At 72.6% G+C, this 16,411-nt stretch carries 10 protein-coding genes; 5 read left to right on the top strand and 5 right to left on the bottom strand.

Annotated features, from left to right (window positions below; all coding sequences use genetic code 11):
- Positions 1 to 6 precede the first annotated feature (6 nt).
- Positions 7 to 915 carry a rhomboid-like protein gene (locus ACFYVL_RS26260; protein WP_389248883.1) on the bottom strand — a complete coding sequence of 303 codons (909 nt, stop codon included), beginning with the start codon at positions 913 to 915 and terminating at the stop codon, positions 7 to 9.
- Positions 916 to 1,220: 305 nt separating this feature from the next.
- A complete protein-coding gene (locus tag ACFYVL_RS26255) occupies positions 1,221 to 1,946 on the bottom strand; it encodes a TetR/AcrR family transcriptional regulator (RefSeq protein ID WP_389248881.1) in 726 nt (241 codons plus the stop codon).
- A 282-nt stretch (positions 1,947 to 2,228) separates the two neighbouring features.
- Between ACFYVL_RS26255 and ACFYVL_RS26250 the strand changes: the two genes are divergently transcribed.
- From ACFYVL_RS26250 to ACFYVL_RS26230, 5 genes are all read left to right on the top strand, one after another.
- Complete coding sequence (locus ACFYVL_RS26250) at positions 2,229 to 3,977, top strand: glycoside hydrolase family 3 protein (RefSeq protein WP_389248879.1); 1,749 nt, start codon at positions 2,229 to 2,231, stop codon at positions 3,975 to 3,977.
- A gap of 242 nt (positions 3,978 to 4,219) precedes the next feature.
- Complete coding sequence (gene surE, locus ACFYVL_RS26245; protein ID WP_389248877.1) at positions 4,220 to 5,368, top strand: 5'/3'-nucleotidase SurE; 1,149 nt, start codon at positions 4,220 to 4,222, stop codon at positions 5,366 to 5,368.
- Positions 5,369 to 5,821: 453 nt separating this feature from the next.
- On the top strand, positions 5,822 to 6,559 hold the full coding sequence (locus ACFYVL_RS26240) for a response regulator transcription factor (protein ID WP_362418308.1): 738 nt from the start codon (positions 5,822 to 5,824) through the stop codon (positions 6,557 to 6,559).
- A gap of 179 nt (positions 6,560 to 6,738) precedes the next feature.
- Positions 6,739 to 7,794 (top strand): ATP-binding protein, encoded by a 1,056-nt coding sequence (locus tag ACFYVL_RS26235; RefSeq protein ID WP_389249216.1) that lies wholly within the window; start codon positions 6,739 to 6,741, stop codon positions 7,792 to 7,794.
- Between the two features lie 279 nt (positions 7,795 to 8,073).
- Positions 8,074 to 11,874 carry a multifunctional oxoglutarate decarboxylase/oxoglutarate dehydrogenase thiamine pyrophosphate-binding subunit/dihydrolipoyllysine-residue succinyltransferase subunit gene (locus tag ACFYVL_RS26230; protein ID WP_389248875.1) on the top strand — a complete coding sequence of 1,267 codons (3,801 nt, stop codon included), beginning with the start codon at positions 8,074 to 8,076 and terminating at the stop codon, positions 11,872 to 11,874.
- 113 nt (positions 11,875 to 11,987) lie between these two features.
- Here ACFYVL_RS26230 and fxsT read toward each other — a convergent pair whose 3' ends face one another.
- Genes fxsT through ACFYVL_RS26215 form a run of 3 tightly spaced genes read right to left on the bottom strand, consistent with a single transcriptional unit; the run spans position 11,988 to position 16,410 of the window.
- Entirely contained in the window at positions 11,988 to 14,984 is a 2,997-nt protein-coding gene (gene fxsT, locus ACFYVL_RS26225; protein ID WP_389248873.1) for an FxSxx-COOH system tetratricopeptide repeat protein, read from the bottom strand.
- Positions 14,985 to 15,008: 24 nt separating this feature from the next.
- Positions 15,009 to 16,217, bottom strand: coding sequence for an FxsB family cyclophane-forming radical SAM/SPASM peptide maturase (locus ACFYVL_RS26220; protein WP_389248871.1), 1,209 nt, complete (start codon positions 16,215 to 16,217; stop codon positions 15,009 to 15,011).
- On the bottom strand, positions 16,210 to 16,410 hold the full coding sequence (locus tag ACFYVL_RS26215) for a hypothetical protein (RefSeq protein ID WP_389248869.1): 201 nt from the start codon (positions 16,408 to 16,410) through the stop codon (positions 16,210 to 16,212). Before ACFYVL_RS26215 ends, ACFYVL_RS26220 begins: the two co-directional genes overlap by 8 nt.
- Between the last annotated feature and the right edge of the window lies 1 nt (position 16,411).

Here is a 16,411-nt window from a genome sequence, read left to right as displayed (position 1 = left end):
CGGTGCTCAGAGGTACGAGGGGGCGGCCCTGCGGGCCTTCCAGCGGCGCACCAGGGGCCAGGTCGCCAGCCCCAGGCAGAGCGCCAGCGGATGGCCGAGCGCGGTCAGCGGATCGGCGTACGCCACCAGGTCCTGGAGCAGTACGAGGCCGACGACGCCCAGCAGCCCCCACCGCAGCCACGGCAGCCGCAGCACCCCGGCGAGCGCGCCCACGCACGCCATCAGGCCGAAGCTGATGCCGAAGTCGAGCCGGTGGAGCGAGGTTTCGGGCAGGTGGCCGGCCCAGACCGCGATGCCGACCGGCAGTTCGGTGGCCAGCGAGGCCACCACGTGCCCGAACGCGAAGACCCCGGCGGTGCGGAGTCCGCCGATGCGGCGCTCCAGCGCGGTGAGCACGACCAGGAAGCCCAGGGCGTACGGGGAGGCGAGCCCGCCCGCCACCCAGAGCGCGCTGCCCACCAGGGCGAGCACGGGCCTGCTGGTGAGGTGTGCGACGTCGGTGCTGGAGGCGCGGAGCGCGGCGGAGACGGTGGCCGGGTCGCCGAGCTGCGCGTAGAGCGAGGTGGCGACGAGGACGAGGGCGTAGCAGAAGGTGAAGGGGGTGCCGGTGGGCGTGGGCAGCAGGTGCCAGAGGTGCCAGCGCCCGGCGGACGGGGGTGTCCGGGGGTGGGTGCGGGCGGCGTCGGCGGCGGGGCCGGCCGGGCTCGTACCGGAGACGGGTGCGGCCGGGGCGTCCGTGGCGGTGCCGGGGGCTTCCGCGTCGGCGGTGGGCGTGTCGGTGAGGGGCGCGCCCCACGGTCCGGAGGCCGCCGTCGCGGCGGGGTGCCGGCCCGGTACGGCGTTCAGGGGTTCCGGAGCGGTCGCCGTCCGCTGCCGTCGGCAGGTTCGCCTCTGCTTCGTCGCTGCGCGGTCCACGGTGTGAGGCCCCATTCCCCCGGGCGTCGCACCCACGGGCGCGCGGCCGGAATCGTCAAGCCACGCCCGTGTCCTTCGGCCGCGTCTTTCGCGTTCGACTGCTGTTGGCGGGACCGCTTCCGAGGCCGCGTCCCGTGCAGACAACGCTCACCATCCGCCCCGATATCCCGTCACGTCTATGACTCACCTCACATTGCCCCCCGTTGAGGCAACCTTCACAGGTTCAGGGACGTCGGCGGCCGGTTCGGGTGCGGCATTGGCCAAAACCGCACCACCGCGGACCGGTTTCGGCCGCGCCGGCCGCCTCACGCCGCCGGCAGCCCGCTGCCGTCCACCGTGATGTGCCGCAGCGTCCGGTCCAGGTACTCCCGGAGCCTGCCCGGCATGTCGAGGGCCGATTCGTCCAGCGCCCACTGGAGCTGGAGGCCGTCCATCACCGCGATCTGCTCCTGCGCACAGGCCCGCACGTCGAGGTCGGGGCGGATCTCGCCCCGGGCGATGCCCGCCTCCAGCAGGTCGGCCGTGTGGCCGAGCACCCGGGCGTAGCGGTCGCGGAAGTAGCGGTGGGCGGGGTGGCCCGGGTTGCCCGCCTCGCCGACCAGGACGTTGAACATGCGGACCGGGCCGGGGCGCCGGGTATTGGCCCCGGCGAGCCGGACCAGCGCCGCGAACCCCTCGGCCACCGATGCGGGTGCGGTCGCGAAGAGCTGCTGCACGTCGTGCCGCTCGCTCTGCGCGAGGACGTGGAGCAGCAGGTCCTCCTTGCTGCGGAAGTGGTGCAGCAGACCGCCCTGGGTGATCCCGCAGTCGTGCGCGATCCGGGCCATCGAGGAGGCGTGGAAGCCCCACCGGGCGAAGTGCTCGACGGCGGTGTCCAGGATCCGCCGACGGCGGGCGTCCCCCACCGCGTAGCTCCCGCGGGCACTTCCCCGGGTGCCGCCGTGCGCGCCACCACCGGGCGCGCCGTTTTCCGCCCCGCTCGCCGGTTCAGCCGCGTGTGCGCGGGTCGCCCGGCCTCTGCCCTCTGCCATGGGCCCAGCGTAGGGGGCGCGGTTCGCCCGGCTCCGGGGCGTGGCGCACGGGAGGGCCGGGCCGGGAAGGAACGGGCTCGCGATGTGAGCCACGCCACATGAATGAAACCTAGTGGTCACTCGGTTTTCACACCTAGCCTGTTCGCGCCGGAGCCGGACCACGGTCCCGGTCGGCCAGTTGATTACACGTGTCACTCATGTGTGGAAACCTCCCCGGGACCAGCCCCTCGCCCTCCCCGGCCCGGTCCGCCGAAACCCCCTCACCGCCCAGGAGCATCGACCGTGCACCCCTACCAGGACCCCGGCCTCGACCCCGACCGGCGCGTCGACGACCTCCTCCCCCGTATGACGCTGGAGGAGAAGGCGGGCCAGCTGTTCCACGACATGCTGATGATGAACCCGGACGGTTCGCCGGTCACCGAGACCGACGGATCGATGCTCCCCTTCACCACTCCGGAGCTGATCGAGGGCAAGCACCTCACCCACTTCAACCTCCTGGGCACCTACGGGGCCCGCGAGATGGCGGTCTGGGCGAACCGCGTGCAGGAGATGGCGGCCGGTACCCGCCTGGGCATCCCGCTCTCGCTCTCCACCGACCCCCGCCACTCCTTCACCGACAACGTCGGCGCGTCCTTCAACGCGGGCGCCTTCTCCGCCTGGCCGGAGCCCCTCGGCCTCGCCGCGATCAACGATCCCGCCCTGGTCGAGCAGTTCGCGGACATCGTGCGCCGCGAGTACCTGGCCGTCGGCTTCCGGGTCGCCCTGCACCCGCAGATCGACCTCGCCACCGAGCCCCGCTGGTCCCGCCAGAACGGCACCTTCGGCTCCGACGCCGAGGTGACCGGCGCGCTGGTGCGGGCGTACGTACGCGGCCTCCAGGGCGAACGGCTCGGCCCGGACTCGGTGGCCGCCATGGTCAAGCACTTTCCCGGCGGCGGCCCGCAGAAGGACGGCGAGGACCCGCACTTCGCGCACGGCAAGGAGCAGGTCTACCCGGGCGGCATGCGCGACCTGCACCTGGAGCCCTTCAAGGCGGCCATCGCGGCCGGTGCGTCGCAGATGATGCCGTACTACGGCCAGCCGGTCGGCACCGACTGGGAGGAGGTCGGCTTCGGCTTCAACAAGGGCGTCGTGCAGGGCCTGCTGCGCGACGAACTCGGCTTCGAGGGCATCGTCTGCACCGACTGGGGCCTGCTCACCGAGTCCCGGATCTTCGGCGAGCCGCATCCGGCGCGCGCCTGGGGCGTCGAGCACCTCTCGCGCCCCGAGCTGGCGGCGAAGTCGCTGGACGCGGGGTGCGACCAGTTCGGCGGCGAGGCCTGCCCCGAGGTGATCGTGGAGCTGGTCCGCTCGGGCCGCGTCTCCGAGGAGCGCATCGACGTCTCCGTACGCCGCGTCCTGCGCGAGAAGTTCGTGCTCGGCCTCTTCGACCGCCGGTACGTGGACGTGGACCTGGCCGCCGAGACGGTGGGCCGCGCCGACTTCCGGGCGGCGGGCGAAGCCGCCCAGCGCCGTTCGCTGACCGTTCTGGCCAACGGCGGACTGCTCCCGCTGCCGGCCGGGCGGCCGAAGCTGTACGTCGAGAACGTGGACCCCGCTCTCGCCGCCGGATACGGCGAGGTCGTGGCCACCCCGGGCGAGGCGGACTTCGCGGTGGTGCGGCTGCGCACCCCCTACGAGGAGCGGGCCAACAAGTTCGAGTCCTTCTTCCACTCGGGCACGCTCGCCTTCGAGGGCGCGGAGCTGACCCGGATCCTCGCTCTGCTGGACGCGGTGCCGACCCTCGTCTGCATCAACCTGGAGCGGGCCGCCGTCATCCCCGAGATCGCCGCGCACGCCGCCGCGCTGATCGCCGACTTCGGCGCGAGCGACGCGGCACTGCTGGACGTGGCCTTCGGGCGGGCGAAGGCGGAGGGGCGGCTGCCGTTCGAGCTGCCGCGCTCCATGGCCGCCGTCGAGGCCGCCCGCCCGGACGTGCCCAACGACACCGAGAACCCGGTCTTCCCGCACGGCCACGGCCTGCGGCTCTGACCGGCTCTTCTCCCACCGGACCGCGGGGCACCTGACCGGCCCCGCAGAAGGGTCCGGGACCCGTCCGTGGGGGCCGGGTCCCGGACCTGCTTTCTCCGCGCGCGACCACCGCCGCTCCCCCACTCCGCTTCTCCGCGCGCGACCACCGCCGCTCCCCCACTCCGCCTCTCCCCGCCCCCGCTCCCCTCTGTCCGCCTCTCCTCACCCACCTGCCCGCTCCGCCCGGAAGGGACCGCCGTCCCATGCGCTTCGCACGTCGCACTCTCCTCGCACCGACCGCCGCCGCTCTCGCCGCCGCCGGACTCGGCGTCACGGCGTACGCCACCGCGGCCCCGCGGACCGCTCCCGTTGTGGCCACCGCGACCGCCCCGGACGCCGTAGCCGCGTCCGCCGCGCACCCCGGCAGGCCCGGCACGCCCGGGAAGCCGCTCGCCGGGATGCGCGTCCTGATCTCCAACGACGACGGCATGCAGGCCGCCAAGCCCTCGCACTCCGACGGTCTCGGCCTCTACGAGCTGCGCCGCGCCCTGTGCGCCGCCGGCGCCGACGTCGTCGTCATGGCCCCCTGGCAGGTCCAGTCGGGCCGGGGCACCGCCGTCACCAACGGCGGCGTACTCACCGCCCAGCAGCGCACCCGGCTGCCCGAGGGGTACGAGCGGGACTGCGCCGGCGCCCCGTCCGGCGGGCCCGTCTTCGGGGTGTGCGCGGCCGACGGGCCGTGCGGCCCGGACACCCCGTCCGCGACCCCGGCGGACACCGTGAAGCTCGCGCTGCGCGGCGGGCTGCGCGCGAAGGCGGGCTGGACGCGGAACCCGGACGTCGTCCTCACCGGCATCAACTCCGGCCCCAACGTCGCCTCGAGCGTGAACGACTCCGGCACCGTGGGCGCGGCCGTGGCCGCGATCGACCAGGGGGTCCCGGCGGTCGCCCTCAGCGCGGAGGGGGACGCCGGCAACACCTACTTCCCGGTGTCGACGTACCGCAGGACCGCGAAGTTCGGTGCCCGGTTCCTCGCCGGGATGCGCCGCCAGGCACTGCTCACCGGCAAGTTCGCCGTCAAGATCGATTACCCGGACACCACGAACGGCGAGCGGACGATGCCCCCGGTCTGGACCCGGGTCGGCGACGGTGCGGCCGTCTACCACTCCTACGCGCGGAAGAACGGCGGCGACAGCTTCGACATCACCCCCGGCATCTGCGCGGGCGGGCCGCGGACCGGCGGCGAGTGCGACGAGTCGCGCGGCGACGCGGACCAGACGTGGCTGCTGGCGAAGAACCACATCACGGTCGCCCCGATCACCTGGGACCGCACGTACGGCACCCCCGTGGACGGCCGGCCCGAGCTGCGGAGGCTGGAGCGGTACGTACGGCACGGCGCCCCGCGCTCCTGACGGACGGCGGGCCGCGGCCCCCGGCGGACGGGGGCCCGCGGACCGCCGGGAAGGTCCGCACCAAGCCGTCGAAATGTCCGGATGCGGGGCCGGCGCCCCCCGGTCCCGCACAGTGGAGCCGCACCCGGGAGAGAACTTTCACAGGTTCCCCACGCATGGATGTACAACCATGCCTCGGGTGAACTACGCGTCACTATGGCAACACAGCGGGACACCTTGCCTACGCAACGTCTACTTCCTTGTGCTCAGGGCGAGTTACGACGGCAGGACTTACGAAGAGTCATTGCGGAATGTCGCATTCAGCGAGTTTCGGGCGTTGCGGCCCGACTTGCCCGACGAGTGCCGATCGGTCCCCCGCCCCGCTTGTCGCACCGCGTAGCCGGGGGCTGGTCAGTGCCCGTACGCTGCTCATCTGACCGCGAGATCTTACGAACGCACTCCAGAGGCGGGGCGATGGAGCAGACACACACCAGCCACAACGGACTCGCGGCCACGCCGGGTGCACAGCGCCGGGTACTGGTCGTCGAGGACGACTCCACGATCGTGGACAACATCGCGGCCCGGCTGCGGGCCGAGGGCTTCCAGGTGCAGACGGCCGGCGACGGCCCCGCGGCCGTGGACACGGCCGAGGCCTGGCAGCCGGATCTGATGGTCCTCGACATCATGCTGCCCGGTTTCGACGGCCTGGAGGTCTGCCGCCGGGTCCAGGCGCAGCGGCCGGTTCCGGTGCTCATGCTCACCGCACGCGACGACGAGACCGACATGCTGGTCGGCCTCGGTGTCGGCGCCGACGACTACATGACCAAGCCGTTCTCCATGCGGGAGCTGGCGGCCCGGGTGCACGTGCTGCTGCGCCGGGTCGAGCGGGCCACGATCGCCGCGGCCACTCCGCGCAGCGGCATCCTGCGCCTCGGCGAGCTGGAGATCGACCACGCGCAGCGCCGCGTGCGGGTGCACGGCGAGGACGTGCACCTCACTCCCACCGAGTTCGACCTGCTGGTCTGTCTGGCGAACACCCCGCGGGCGGTGCTCTCCCGGGAGCAGCTGCTGGCCGAGGTGTGGGACTGGGCGGACGCCTCGGGCACCCGGACCGTCGACAGCCACATCAAGGCGCTGCGCCGGAAGATCGGCGCGGAGCGCATCCGTACCGTCCACGGTGTGGGTTACGCGCTGGAGACACCGGCGCCGTGAGCGCTGCGGCCGGTACGAAGCGGGCGGCGCCGCGGCGCGGAGCAGCGGGGCGGCGGGAGCCGTCGCGCCCCGCCCGCCGGTGTGCCGACTGCGGACAGCGCGTCCGGCGGCCGTTCGTCGAGCGGCTGCGCGCGCACCGGCTGCTGAACGGCTGGCCCCCGGGCAAGGGGCTGCACGTGCTGCGGCCCTTCACGATCCGGGCGAAGCTGATCTCGCTCGTCGTGGTGTCGGTGGCGCTCACCACGGGCCTGGTGATGGTGGCGCTGGCCACCAAGACCGAGCTGCGCTTCATCACGGTCTTCTCGATCATCGCCTCGATGCTGATCACCCAGTTCGTGGCGCACAACCTGACGAAACCGCTGGACGAGATGCGGGACGTGGCCGCCGCCATGGCGCACGGCGACTACACCGGGCGGGTCGGCGGCGAGGGCCGCCGCGACGAGCTGGGCGGGCTGGCCACCACGCTGAACCGGATGGCCGAGGAGCTGCAGGCCGTCGACCAGAACCGCAAGGAGCTGGTCGCCAACGTCTCGCACGAGCTGCGCACCCCGATCGCCGCGCTGCGCGCCGTGCTGGAGAACGTGGTGGACGGCGTCGTGGCCGCCGACCCGGAGACCATGCGGACCGCGCTGAAGCAGACCGAGCGCCTGGGCGGGCTGGTGGAGACCCTGCTCGACCTCGCCCGGCTGGACAACGGTGTCGTGCCGCTGAAGGCGTACCGCTTCGAGGTGTGGCCGTATCTGTCGGGTGTGCTGAAGGAGGCCAATCTGGCCGCCGCGCAGCGCGGTCTGGTCTCCGGGTCCGGGCACCACACGCGCAAGGACGTACATCTGCACCTGGACGTGTCGCCGCCCGAGCTGACCGCGCACGCGGACCAGGAGCGGCTGCACCAGGTCGTCGCCAACCTGATCGACAACGCGGTGAAGCACAGCCCGCCGCACGGGCGGGTGACGGTGCGGGCGCGGCGCGGCGAGCTGCCGGAGTCCCTGGAGCTGGAAGTGCTCGACGAGGGGCCCGGCATACCCAAGTCGGAGTGGCACCGGGTTTTCGAACGGTTCAACCAGGGGAAGGCGCCTGCCAAGCCCTCGTCCGGCAGTGACGGCGGTACCGGTCTCGGTCTCGCCATCGCCCGCTGGGCGGTCGATCTGCACGGCGGTCACATCGGAGTGGCCGAATCGGAACGTGGTTGCCGGATACAGGTCAGCCTTCCGGGGATCACTCGTCCGCGCGGTTGACGTAGGGTTCGAACCAGAAACGGACGTTCTGCGTCCGTCCTGCCAGGATGCGGGGGCAAAGGCCGCTTCCTCGGTCGGATGCACCCGGCTCGCACCCGGTTGACGCGCGGTCCACAGCGGAACCACGCTTGTTTCCCGCCAATTCGTGCGCCGAAACCAGCTCTCCGGTGTGACTTACGCGACGGATGGCCCGCCCGGTCTGCATCTCCCGGCCGTGGAGGCGTAGCCTTTATTTCCGCTGTCCACCACCTTGCGAAGCGGAAGAGGGCGGTTAACGCCGTGTCGTCTCAGTCCCCCAGTAGCTCAAGTCTCTCGTCGACCGACCAGGACGGGCAGGGGAAGAACCCTGCCGCCGCCTTCGGTCCCAATGAGTGGCTCGTCGACGAGATCTACCAGCAGTACCTCCAGGACCCCAGTTCCGTCGACCGCGCCTGGTGGGACTTCTTCGCCGACTACAAGCCGGGCACCACCGGCGGTACGGCCGAGAAGGCCGCACCCGCCGCGCAGGCCCCGGCCGCCCCGGCGCAGTCCGCACCCGCGGCCCCGGCTCCGGCCGCCGCGCCGGCCGCGCCGGCCCCGGCGAAGCCCGCCGCGCAGGCGCCTGCCGCACCGGCCGCCAAGCCCGCCGCCGCCGCGCCCGCGCCGAAGGCCGCGGCCCCCGCCGCGAAGCCGGCCGCCGCGAAGAAGGCCGAGCCCGCGACCGAGGCCCCCGCGGGCCCCGAGTACGTCACGCTGCGCGGCCCCTCCGCCGCCGTCGCGAAGAACATGAACGCCTCCATCGAGGTCCCCACGGCGACGTCCGTGCGCGCGGTCCCGGTGAAGCTGCTCTTCGACAACCGCATCGTCATCAACAACCACCTGAAGCGGGCCCGGGGCGGGAAGATCTCCTTCACCCACCTCATCGGCTTCGCGATGGTGCAGGCCATCAAGGCCATGCCGTCGATGAACTACTCCTTCACGGAGAAGGACGGCAAGCCGACCCTGGTCAAGCCGGAGCACGTGAACTTCGGCCTCGCGATCGACCTGGTGAAGCCGAACGGCGACCGCCAGCTCGTCGTCGCCGGCATCAAGAAGGCCGAGACGCTCGACTTCTTCGAGTTCTGGCAGGCCTACGAGGACATCGTCCGCCGCGCCCGCGACAACAAGCTGACGATGGACGACTTCTCCGGCGTCACCGTCTCGCTGACCAACCCGGGCGGCCTGGGCACCGTGCACTCCGTGCCGCGTCTGATGCCCGGCCAGTCGGTGATCATGGGTGTCGGCTCGATGGACTACCCGGCCGAGTTCCAGGGCACCTCGCAGGACACCCTGAACAAGCTGGGCATCTCCAAGGTGATGACCCTCACCTCCACGTACGACCACCGGGTCATCCAGGGTGCCGCGTCCGGCGAGTTCCTCCGCGTCGTCGCCAACCTGCTGCTCGGCGACAGCGAGTTCTACGACGAGATCTTCAAGGCGCTGCGCATCCCCTACGAGCCGGTCCGCTGGCTCAAGGACATCGACGTCTCGCACGACGACGACGTCACCAAGGCCGCGCGCGTCTTCGAGCTGATCCACTCCTACCGGGTGCGCGGCCACGTCATGGCCGACACCGACCCGCTGGAGTACAAGCAGCGCAAGCACCCCGACCTCGACATCAACGAGCACGGGCTCACCCTGTGGGACCTGGAGCGCGAGTTCGCGGTCGGCGGCTTCGCCGGCAAGACCCTGATGAAGCTGCGCGACGTGCTGGGCGTGCTGCGCGACTCGTACTGCCGCACCACCGGCGTCGAGTTCATGCACATCCAGGACCCGAAGCAGCGCAAGTGGCTCCAGGACCGCATCGAGCGCCCGCACTCCAAGCCGGAGCGCGAGGAGCAGCTGCGCATCCTGCGCCGGCTGAACGCCGCGGAGGCGTTCGAGACCTTCCTGCAGACCAAGTACGTCGGCCAGAAGCGCTTCAGCCTCGAAGGCGGCGAGTCGGTCATCCCGCTGCTCGACGCCGTCATCGACAGCGCCGCCGAGTCGCGTCTGGACGAGGTCGTCATCGGCATGGCCCACCGCGGCCGGCTCAACGTGCTGGCGAACATCGTGGGCAAGTCGTACGCCCAGATCTTCCGCGAGTTCGAGGGCAACCTCGACCCGAAGTCGATGCACGGCTCCGGCGACGTGAAGTACCACCTGGGCGCCGAGGGCACCTTCACCGGTCTCGACGGCGAGCAGATCAAGGTCTCGCTGGCCGCGAACCCCTCGCACCTCGAAGCCGTGGACCCGGTCCTGGAGGGCATCGCCCGCGCCAAGCAGGACATCATCAACAAGGGCGGCACGGACTTCACCGTCCTGCCCGTCGCCCTGCACGGCGACGCCGCCTTCGCGGGCCAGGGCGTCGTGGCCGAGACGTTCAACATGTCCCAGCTGCGCGGCTACCGCACCGGCGGCACCGTGCACGTGGTGATCAACAACCAGGTCGGCTTCACCGCCGCCCCGGAGTCCTCCCGCTCCTCGATGTACGCCACCGACGTGGCCCGCATGATCGAGGCGCCGATCTTCCACGTGAACGGCGACGACCCGGAGGCCGTGGTCCGCGTCGCGCGCCTGGCCTTCGAGTTCCGCCAGACGTTCAACAAGGACGTCGTGATCGACCTCATCTGCTACCGCCGCCGCGGTCACAACGAGGGCGACAACCCGCAGTTCACCAACCCGCAGATGGTGACGCTGATCGACAAGAAGCGCTCGGTGCGCAAGCTCTACACCGAGTCCCTGATCGGTCGCGGCGACATCACCCTGGAAGAGGCGGAGCAGGCGCTCCAGGACTTCCAGGGCCAGTTGGAGAAGGTGTTCGCGGAGGTCCGCGAGGCCACCTCCACGCCGTCCTCCGCCCCGTACAGCGACCCGCAGGCCGAGTTCCCGGTGGCCGTGTCCACCGCGATCTCGCAGGAGGTCGTGAAGCGGATCGGCGAGTCGCAGGTCAACATCCCGGACCACATCCACGTCCACCCGCGCCTGATGCCGCAGATGCAGCGCCGCGCCGCGTCCATCGACGACGGCACGATCGACTGGGGCATGGGCGAGACCCTGGCCATCGGCTCCCTGCTGATGGAGGGCACCCCGGTGCGCCTGGCCGGCCAGGACTCCCGCCGCGGCACCTTCGGCCAGCGGCACGCGGTCCTGGTGGACCAGGAGACCGGCGAGGACTACACCCCGCTCCAGTACCTCTCGGACGAGCAGGCCCGTTACAACGTCTACGACTCGCTGCTGTCCGAGTACGCGGCGATGGGCTTCGAGTACGGCTACTCGCTGGCCCGCCCGGAGTCCCTCGTGATCTGGGAGGCGCAGTTCGGCGACTTCGTCAACGGCGCCCAGACCGTGATGGACGAGTTCATCTCCTCCGCCGAGCAGAAGTGGGGCCAGACGTCCGGCGTCACCCTGCTGCTGCCGCACGGCTACGAGGGCCAGGGCCCGGACCACTCGTCCGCCCGCCCGGAGCGCTTCCTCCAGATGTGCGCCCAGAACAACATGACCGTCGCCATGCCGACGCTCCCCTCCAACTACTTCCACCTGCTGCGCTGGCAGGTGCACAACCCGCACCACAAGCCGCTCATCGTCTTCACCCCGAAGTCGATGCTGCGTCTGAAGGCCGCGGCGTCGAAGGCGGAGGAGTTCACCACCGGCGGCTTCCGTCCGGTCATCGGCGACTCGACGGTCGACGCGGGCGCGGTCCGCAAGGTCGTCTTCTGCGCGGGCAAGGTCTACTACGACCTGGAGGCCGAGCGGGAGAAGCGCGGCGCCACGGACACCGCGATCATCCGCCTTGAGCGCCTGTACCCGCTGCCGGGCGCGGAGCTCCAGGCCGAGATCGCCAAGTACCCGAACGCCGAGAAGTACCTGTGGGCCCAGGAGGAGCCGGCGAACCAGGGTGCCTGGCCGTTCATCGCCCTCAACCTGATCGACCACCTGGACCTGGCCGTCGGCGCGGACATCCCGCACGGCGAGCGCCTGCGCCGCATCTCGCGTCCGCACAGCTCGTCCCCGGCGGTCGGCTCGGCCAAGCGCCACCAGGCGGAGCAGGCGGCACTGGTGAACGAGGTCTTCGACGCCTAGTCACCACCGCTGTACGTGAGTGGGGCCCGGTCCCGCGGAGTTTTCCGCGGGGCCGGGCCCTCTGCGTGTGCGGGACCGGCGGCGGGGCGGTACGGGCGGCCGGGGCGGGCGGCTCAGATGGGCTGCGGTTCGAAGTCCCAGTACGGGCGGCGGCCCTGGAGCATGTGCTGGACCTGCTGGTGCTGCTCGAAGAAGGCGTCGGTGAGGCGGGCGACCGCCTCCCGCTGGATGCGGTCGGCCTCCTGGGTGCGGCCCAGGGCGCGCAGGTCCTGGGCGAGGCCCGCCGCCATGTTGAGGGTGAGGACGTGCCTGTCGCCGACGGCGGCACGGGCCCGTGCGAGGGCGTCGCGGCCCAGCGCGACGGCCCCCTCGTGGTCGCCGACGGCGGCACGGGCCGACGCCGTGTTCATGGCCACTCCGACGCTCCAGACGTGGTCCTCGCCCAGTGCGGCGGCCATGGTGGCACGGGCCGCCTCGGAGCGGGTCAGGGCGGCGTCCAGGTGGCCCTGGTCGCGCTGCACGAGGGCGCAGTTGTCCTGGACGCCCGCCGTGCAGGGGTGGTCCCGGCCGAGCTGGAGGGCGTACTGCTTGGCGGTCTCCTCGGCGATCTCCCTGGCCTGCTCCAGGTCGCCGGCGTCGCGCAGCAGCATGGCGTGGTCGGCGCTGATGAGCAGCGCCTCGGGGTGGGCGGAGCCGCGCCGGTGGACGATGCTCTCGCGGACCTTGCGCATCAGGGCGCCGGCGTACTTGAGGTTGCCCTCGCGGCGCATGCACAGGGCCAGGTTGTGGTCGGCGATCAGGGTCTCGCCGTGGTTCCTGCCGAGTACCTGGGCGTGCAGCCGGCAGTTCTGCTCCTGGATGTCGAGGGCCTCGCGGTAGCGGCCGAGGAGGCGGAGCGTCCAGGCGGTGTGCAGGCCGGCGTGGAGGGTGAGCCGGGCCTTGCCGCCGAAGAGACGGATGGACTCCTCCAGGATCTCGCTGTGCCGGTCGTACGCCTCCTGGTAGTGGCCGAGCAGGCCGACGGCGATGGCGAGGTTCGAGCGGATGGAGAGGATGCGGGGGATCTGGTACTCGCCGAGGAGGTCGGTGGCGTCGGTGGCCGCCTCGTCGAAGAGCGTGCGGGCCTCGTCGTAGGCGCCGAGGGCCATGAGGGTGCCGCCGAGGCCGTTCTTGGCGCGGACGAGTTCGATGGGGCGGACCTCGGCCCCGGAGGACACCAGGTCGAGGGTGGCGCGGCCGATGCGCTCGGCCTCGTGGTAGCGGCCCAGCCGGCGTTCCATGTTGGCCTGCTGGTGGCGGGCCACCAGGACCTGGGGGTCGGTGGGGCCGGAGAGTTTGGTCCAGGAGTCGGCCGCCGCCGTGCTCAGCCGGAGCCCTTCCCGGTACTCGCCGCGCACCCGCAGGTACTCGACGCAGTTGAGGACCACGGCGCGGACGTCGTGGTCGGTGGCGGCGAGGGCGCCCGCCAGCTCCAGGTGCGGGACCAGTTCGGCGTAGCGCGGCCAGTGGGTGCTGTCGCCGGGGTCGCGCGGGTCGCCCGCGACCAGGACCCGGCAGGCGATGGCGGAGGCCTCGGCGAACTCCGGGCGCGGCAGGTGGCCGCGGACGAAGCGGTGGAAGAGGCGGTGCATGCGCAGGGTGCCGACGGTGACGATGTCCATGCGCGGGCCGGGCTCGTACTCGACGCGCATGGACGTCGCCTCGGAGAGGGTGCGCAGGGCGGAGTTCCAGGTGCTGGGTTCGCCGACGAGGGTGGCCAGGTGCTCGGGGAGGTCGTCGGCGCGGGCGGTGCGCAGCAGCCGGGCGGGCACCACGTCGGGCGAGAAGAAGGCGAGCAGGACGAGCAGTTCGTAGACCTGCGGGTGCTGTTCGAGGAGCCCGTTGACGGTGCGGCCCCAGGCGACCTTGAAGCCCGCCGGGTAGTCGTGGGTCTGCTCGACCTCCGCCTCGTGCGGGTCGCCGTGCCGGATGTCGTAGACGTAGGAGGCCACGGAGGCGGCCGGGTGGGTGTCGAGCCAGGCGGCGGTCTGGGCGATGAGGAGCGGCAGGTCCTGCACGGCGGCGGCCAGGTCGTTGGCCTGGTCCGCGGTGAGGCGGCCGGTGCGCAGCCGGGCGAAGGCGACGGACTCCTCGCGCTCGAAGGGCGGCAGGCCGATCAGTTCCGCCCCGTGCCCCGCCCAGTCGGTGCGCGGGGTGGTGACCAGCAGGTGGCCGGGGCCGGTGGGCAGCAGCTCTTCGAGTGCCTCGGGGTCCTCCGCGCCGTCCAGCACGACCAGCCAGCGGCCCCGTCCGGCCAGTTCCTCGCGGGCGGCGGTGATGTGGTCGCTGAGCTGGTCGCGCTGTACGGGGGCGACGCCCAGCTCCTCGGCGAGCGCGGCGAACTCGGTACGGGCCCGCAGCCGTACGGACGCGCCGACCCACCAGACGATGTCGTACTCGCCCGCGTGCCGGTGCACGTACTCGGTGGCGACCTGGGTCTTGCCGACGCCGGGCGGGCCGTGCAGGGCGATCCGGGCGCCGGGGCCGACCTCGGCGAAGGTGTCGTGGAGCTGTTCGAGGACGCGTTCGCGGCCGGTGAAGCGGTGGTTGTGCCGGGGTGCGTTGTCGATCTCGCGCAGATCGTCGGGGAAGCGCGGTCCGCGCCCCAGGTCGACCGGGGCGCCGCCGCCCGGCCGCACCCCCGCGGTGGCGAGCAGCCGGCGGCGCGCCTCGGCGGGGCCCAGTCCGCGCAGCCGGGTCGGGGAGAGGGGGTCGGCGGCGGACGGCAGGGTGGCGGCGGTGACGGTGACGGCGCTGATCCGGGCCCCGTACCGGGGCACGACCTCGCGCAGCACCTCGCCCCAGGCGTCCTGCCGGTCCTGCGGGAGCCGCAGGAACCAGTCGTCGACGACGATCAGCACCCGGCCGCGGGTGGGTGCGTCGAGGAGTTCGGTGAGCGCGTGGGTGTCGGCGGTCCGGTGCAGCGGGTCCCAGCGGACCAGCTTGGGGCGCACCTCGGCGCGGCTGAGCTGGTACTTCATCCAGTCCGCCCAGGACTGGGACTGGCCCGCGTAGACGACGGCGACGTGCTGCGGCGACGGGGTCCGTGCCGGGGTCTGCGCGCTGGACATGTGCTGCTCTCCTCGTCCGTCAACTCAACTGTGACACACACCCGTTGGGGGAACCGTACCGCCGTCCAGCTGCTCCGCGACCCGCCCGGCGACGTGCCGTACGAAGCGCTCCAGGTCGGCGCAGTACACGCTGGGGTGCCGGAACCCGGTGCCGTGCGCGTACCGGTGGGCGTAGTTCCCGCCGCCGCAGACCCGGACCACCGGGCAGCTTCGGCAGGTGTCGGCGAGCGCGTCCGCGCCGAGGTGGCGGGCGGCCACTCCGGGGTGGCGCAGCGCGTCGTCGAAGCTGTGCCGCAGGACGTCGAGCCCGGTCTCCGGGGCCCCTTCGTACGCCGACTTCAGCGAGTCGACCTGTTCGATGGCGCCGTCGGTGTCGACGACGACGGCGGCCAGCGGGGAGAGCCCGACGGACTCGGCGGCGCTCTGTCCGCCGAGCAGCAGTGCCACCACCTCGGTGAAGAGCCGCACCCGGGGCCGGGCCCCGTCCGGCGCCGCCCACCACAGGTCGAAGGCCCCGGCCAGCCAGTCGCCGTACGGGGTGGGGGCGGGGCGGTGGCGGCCGGGCGTCCGGGTGCCCCAGTTGCGGTGCGGCAGCAGGAAGTCCAGGGCGGGCGGCGCGAGCGCGCACAGCGACCCGTAGACCTCGGCGGGGTCCTGGGTGACGTCGACGGTGCAGAGCAGTCCGGCGTACGAGGCGGGGTGGCGCTCCGCGAGCAGCCGGGCGCCGCGGGCCGCGGCGGGCCACGACGGGCGTCCGGCGTGGTCGCGGCGGCGGGTGTTGAGCCGGGCGTTCCCGCCGTCGAGGCTGAGTCCGACGCGGATGCGGGCGGCGGCGAGGGCGTCGAGGACCGCCGGGGTGAGCAGGGTGCCGTTGGTCTGGACGGTGGCGGTGACGGCGGTGCCGGGGCCGACGGCCGCGCGCACCGCGTCGGCCGTCGAGATCACCGGCCCCGGCCCCTTCAACAGGGGCTCCCCGCCGTGGAGTTCGACGCGGACGCGGGGCAGCCGGTGGGCGGCGGCGTGCTCGGCGATCCGCCGGGCGGTGGCGCGGACGACGGCGGCCGGGGCGGTGGCGGGGCGCTCGCGCCAGGTCCGGTCGGGGCTCTCGTAGATGTAGCAGTAGGCGCAGGCGAGGTTGCAGCGGCCGTGCACCTTGAGCACGAACTGCCGGAAGGGGACCACGGGGCGCACGGTGCTGCCGAGTTGGCCCTCCGCATACACCTTTTCAGTCATGCGGTAGGTCCTCGTGGTAGGGGGCGTCCTCGTAGTACGCGACGACCTGTCCGCCGCCCGCCTCCCTGGCCCGTACCTCGGCGAGCACGGCGGCCAGCGCGGGGTGCCGGACGGTCGTGCCCGGAGCGGGGCGGCGCAGGACGGGCAGCGGGCCACCGGTCGGTGGGTGTTCGCCGTCGGGTATCGGAGGCACC

The sequence above is a fragment of the Streptomyces sp. NPDC004111 genome (assembly GCF_042874215.1).
Classification (GTDB): domain Bacteria; phylum Actinomycetota; class Actinomycetes; order Streptomycetales; family Streptomycetaceae; genus Streptomyces.
The sequence above is the reverse complement of the archived record's forward strand: the minus strand, read 5'-3'. Positions and strand labels throughout refer to the sequence as shown.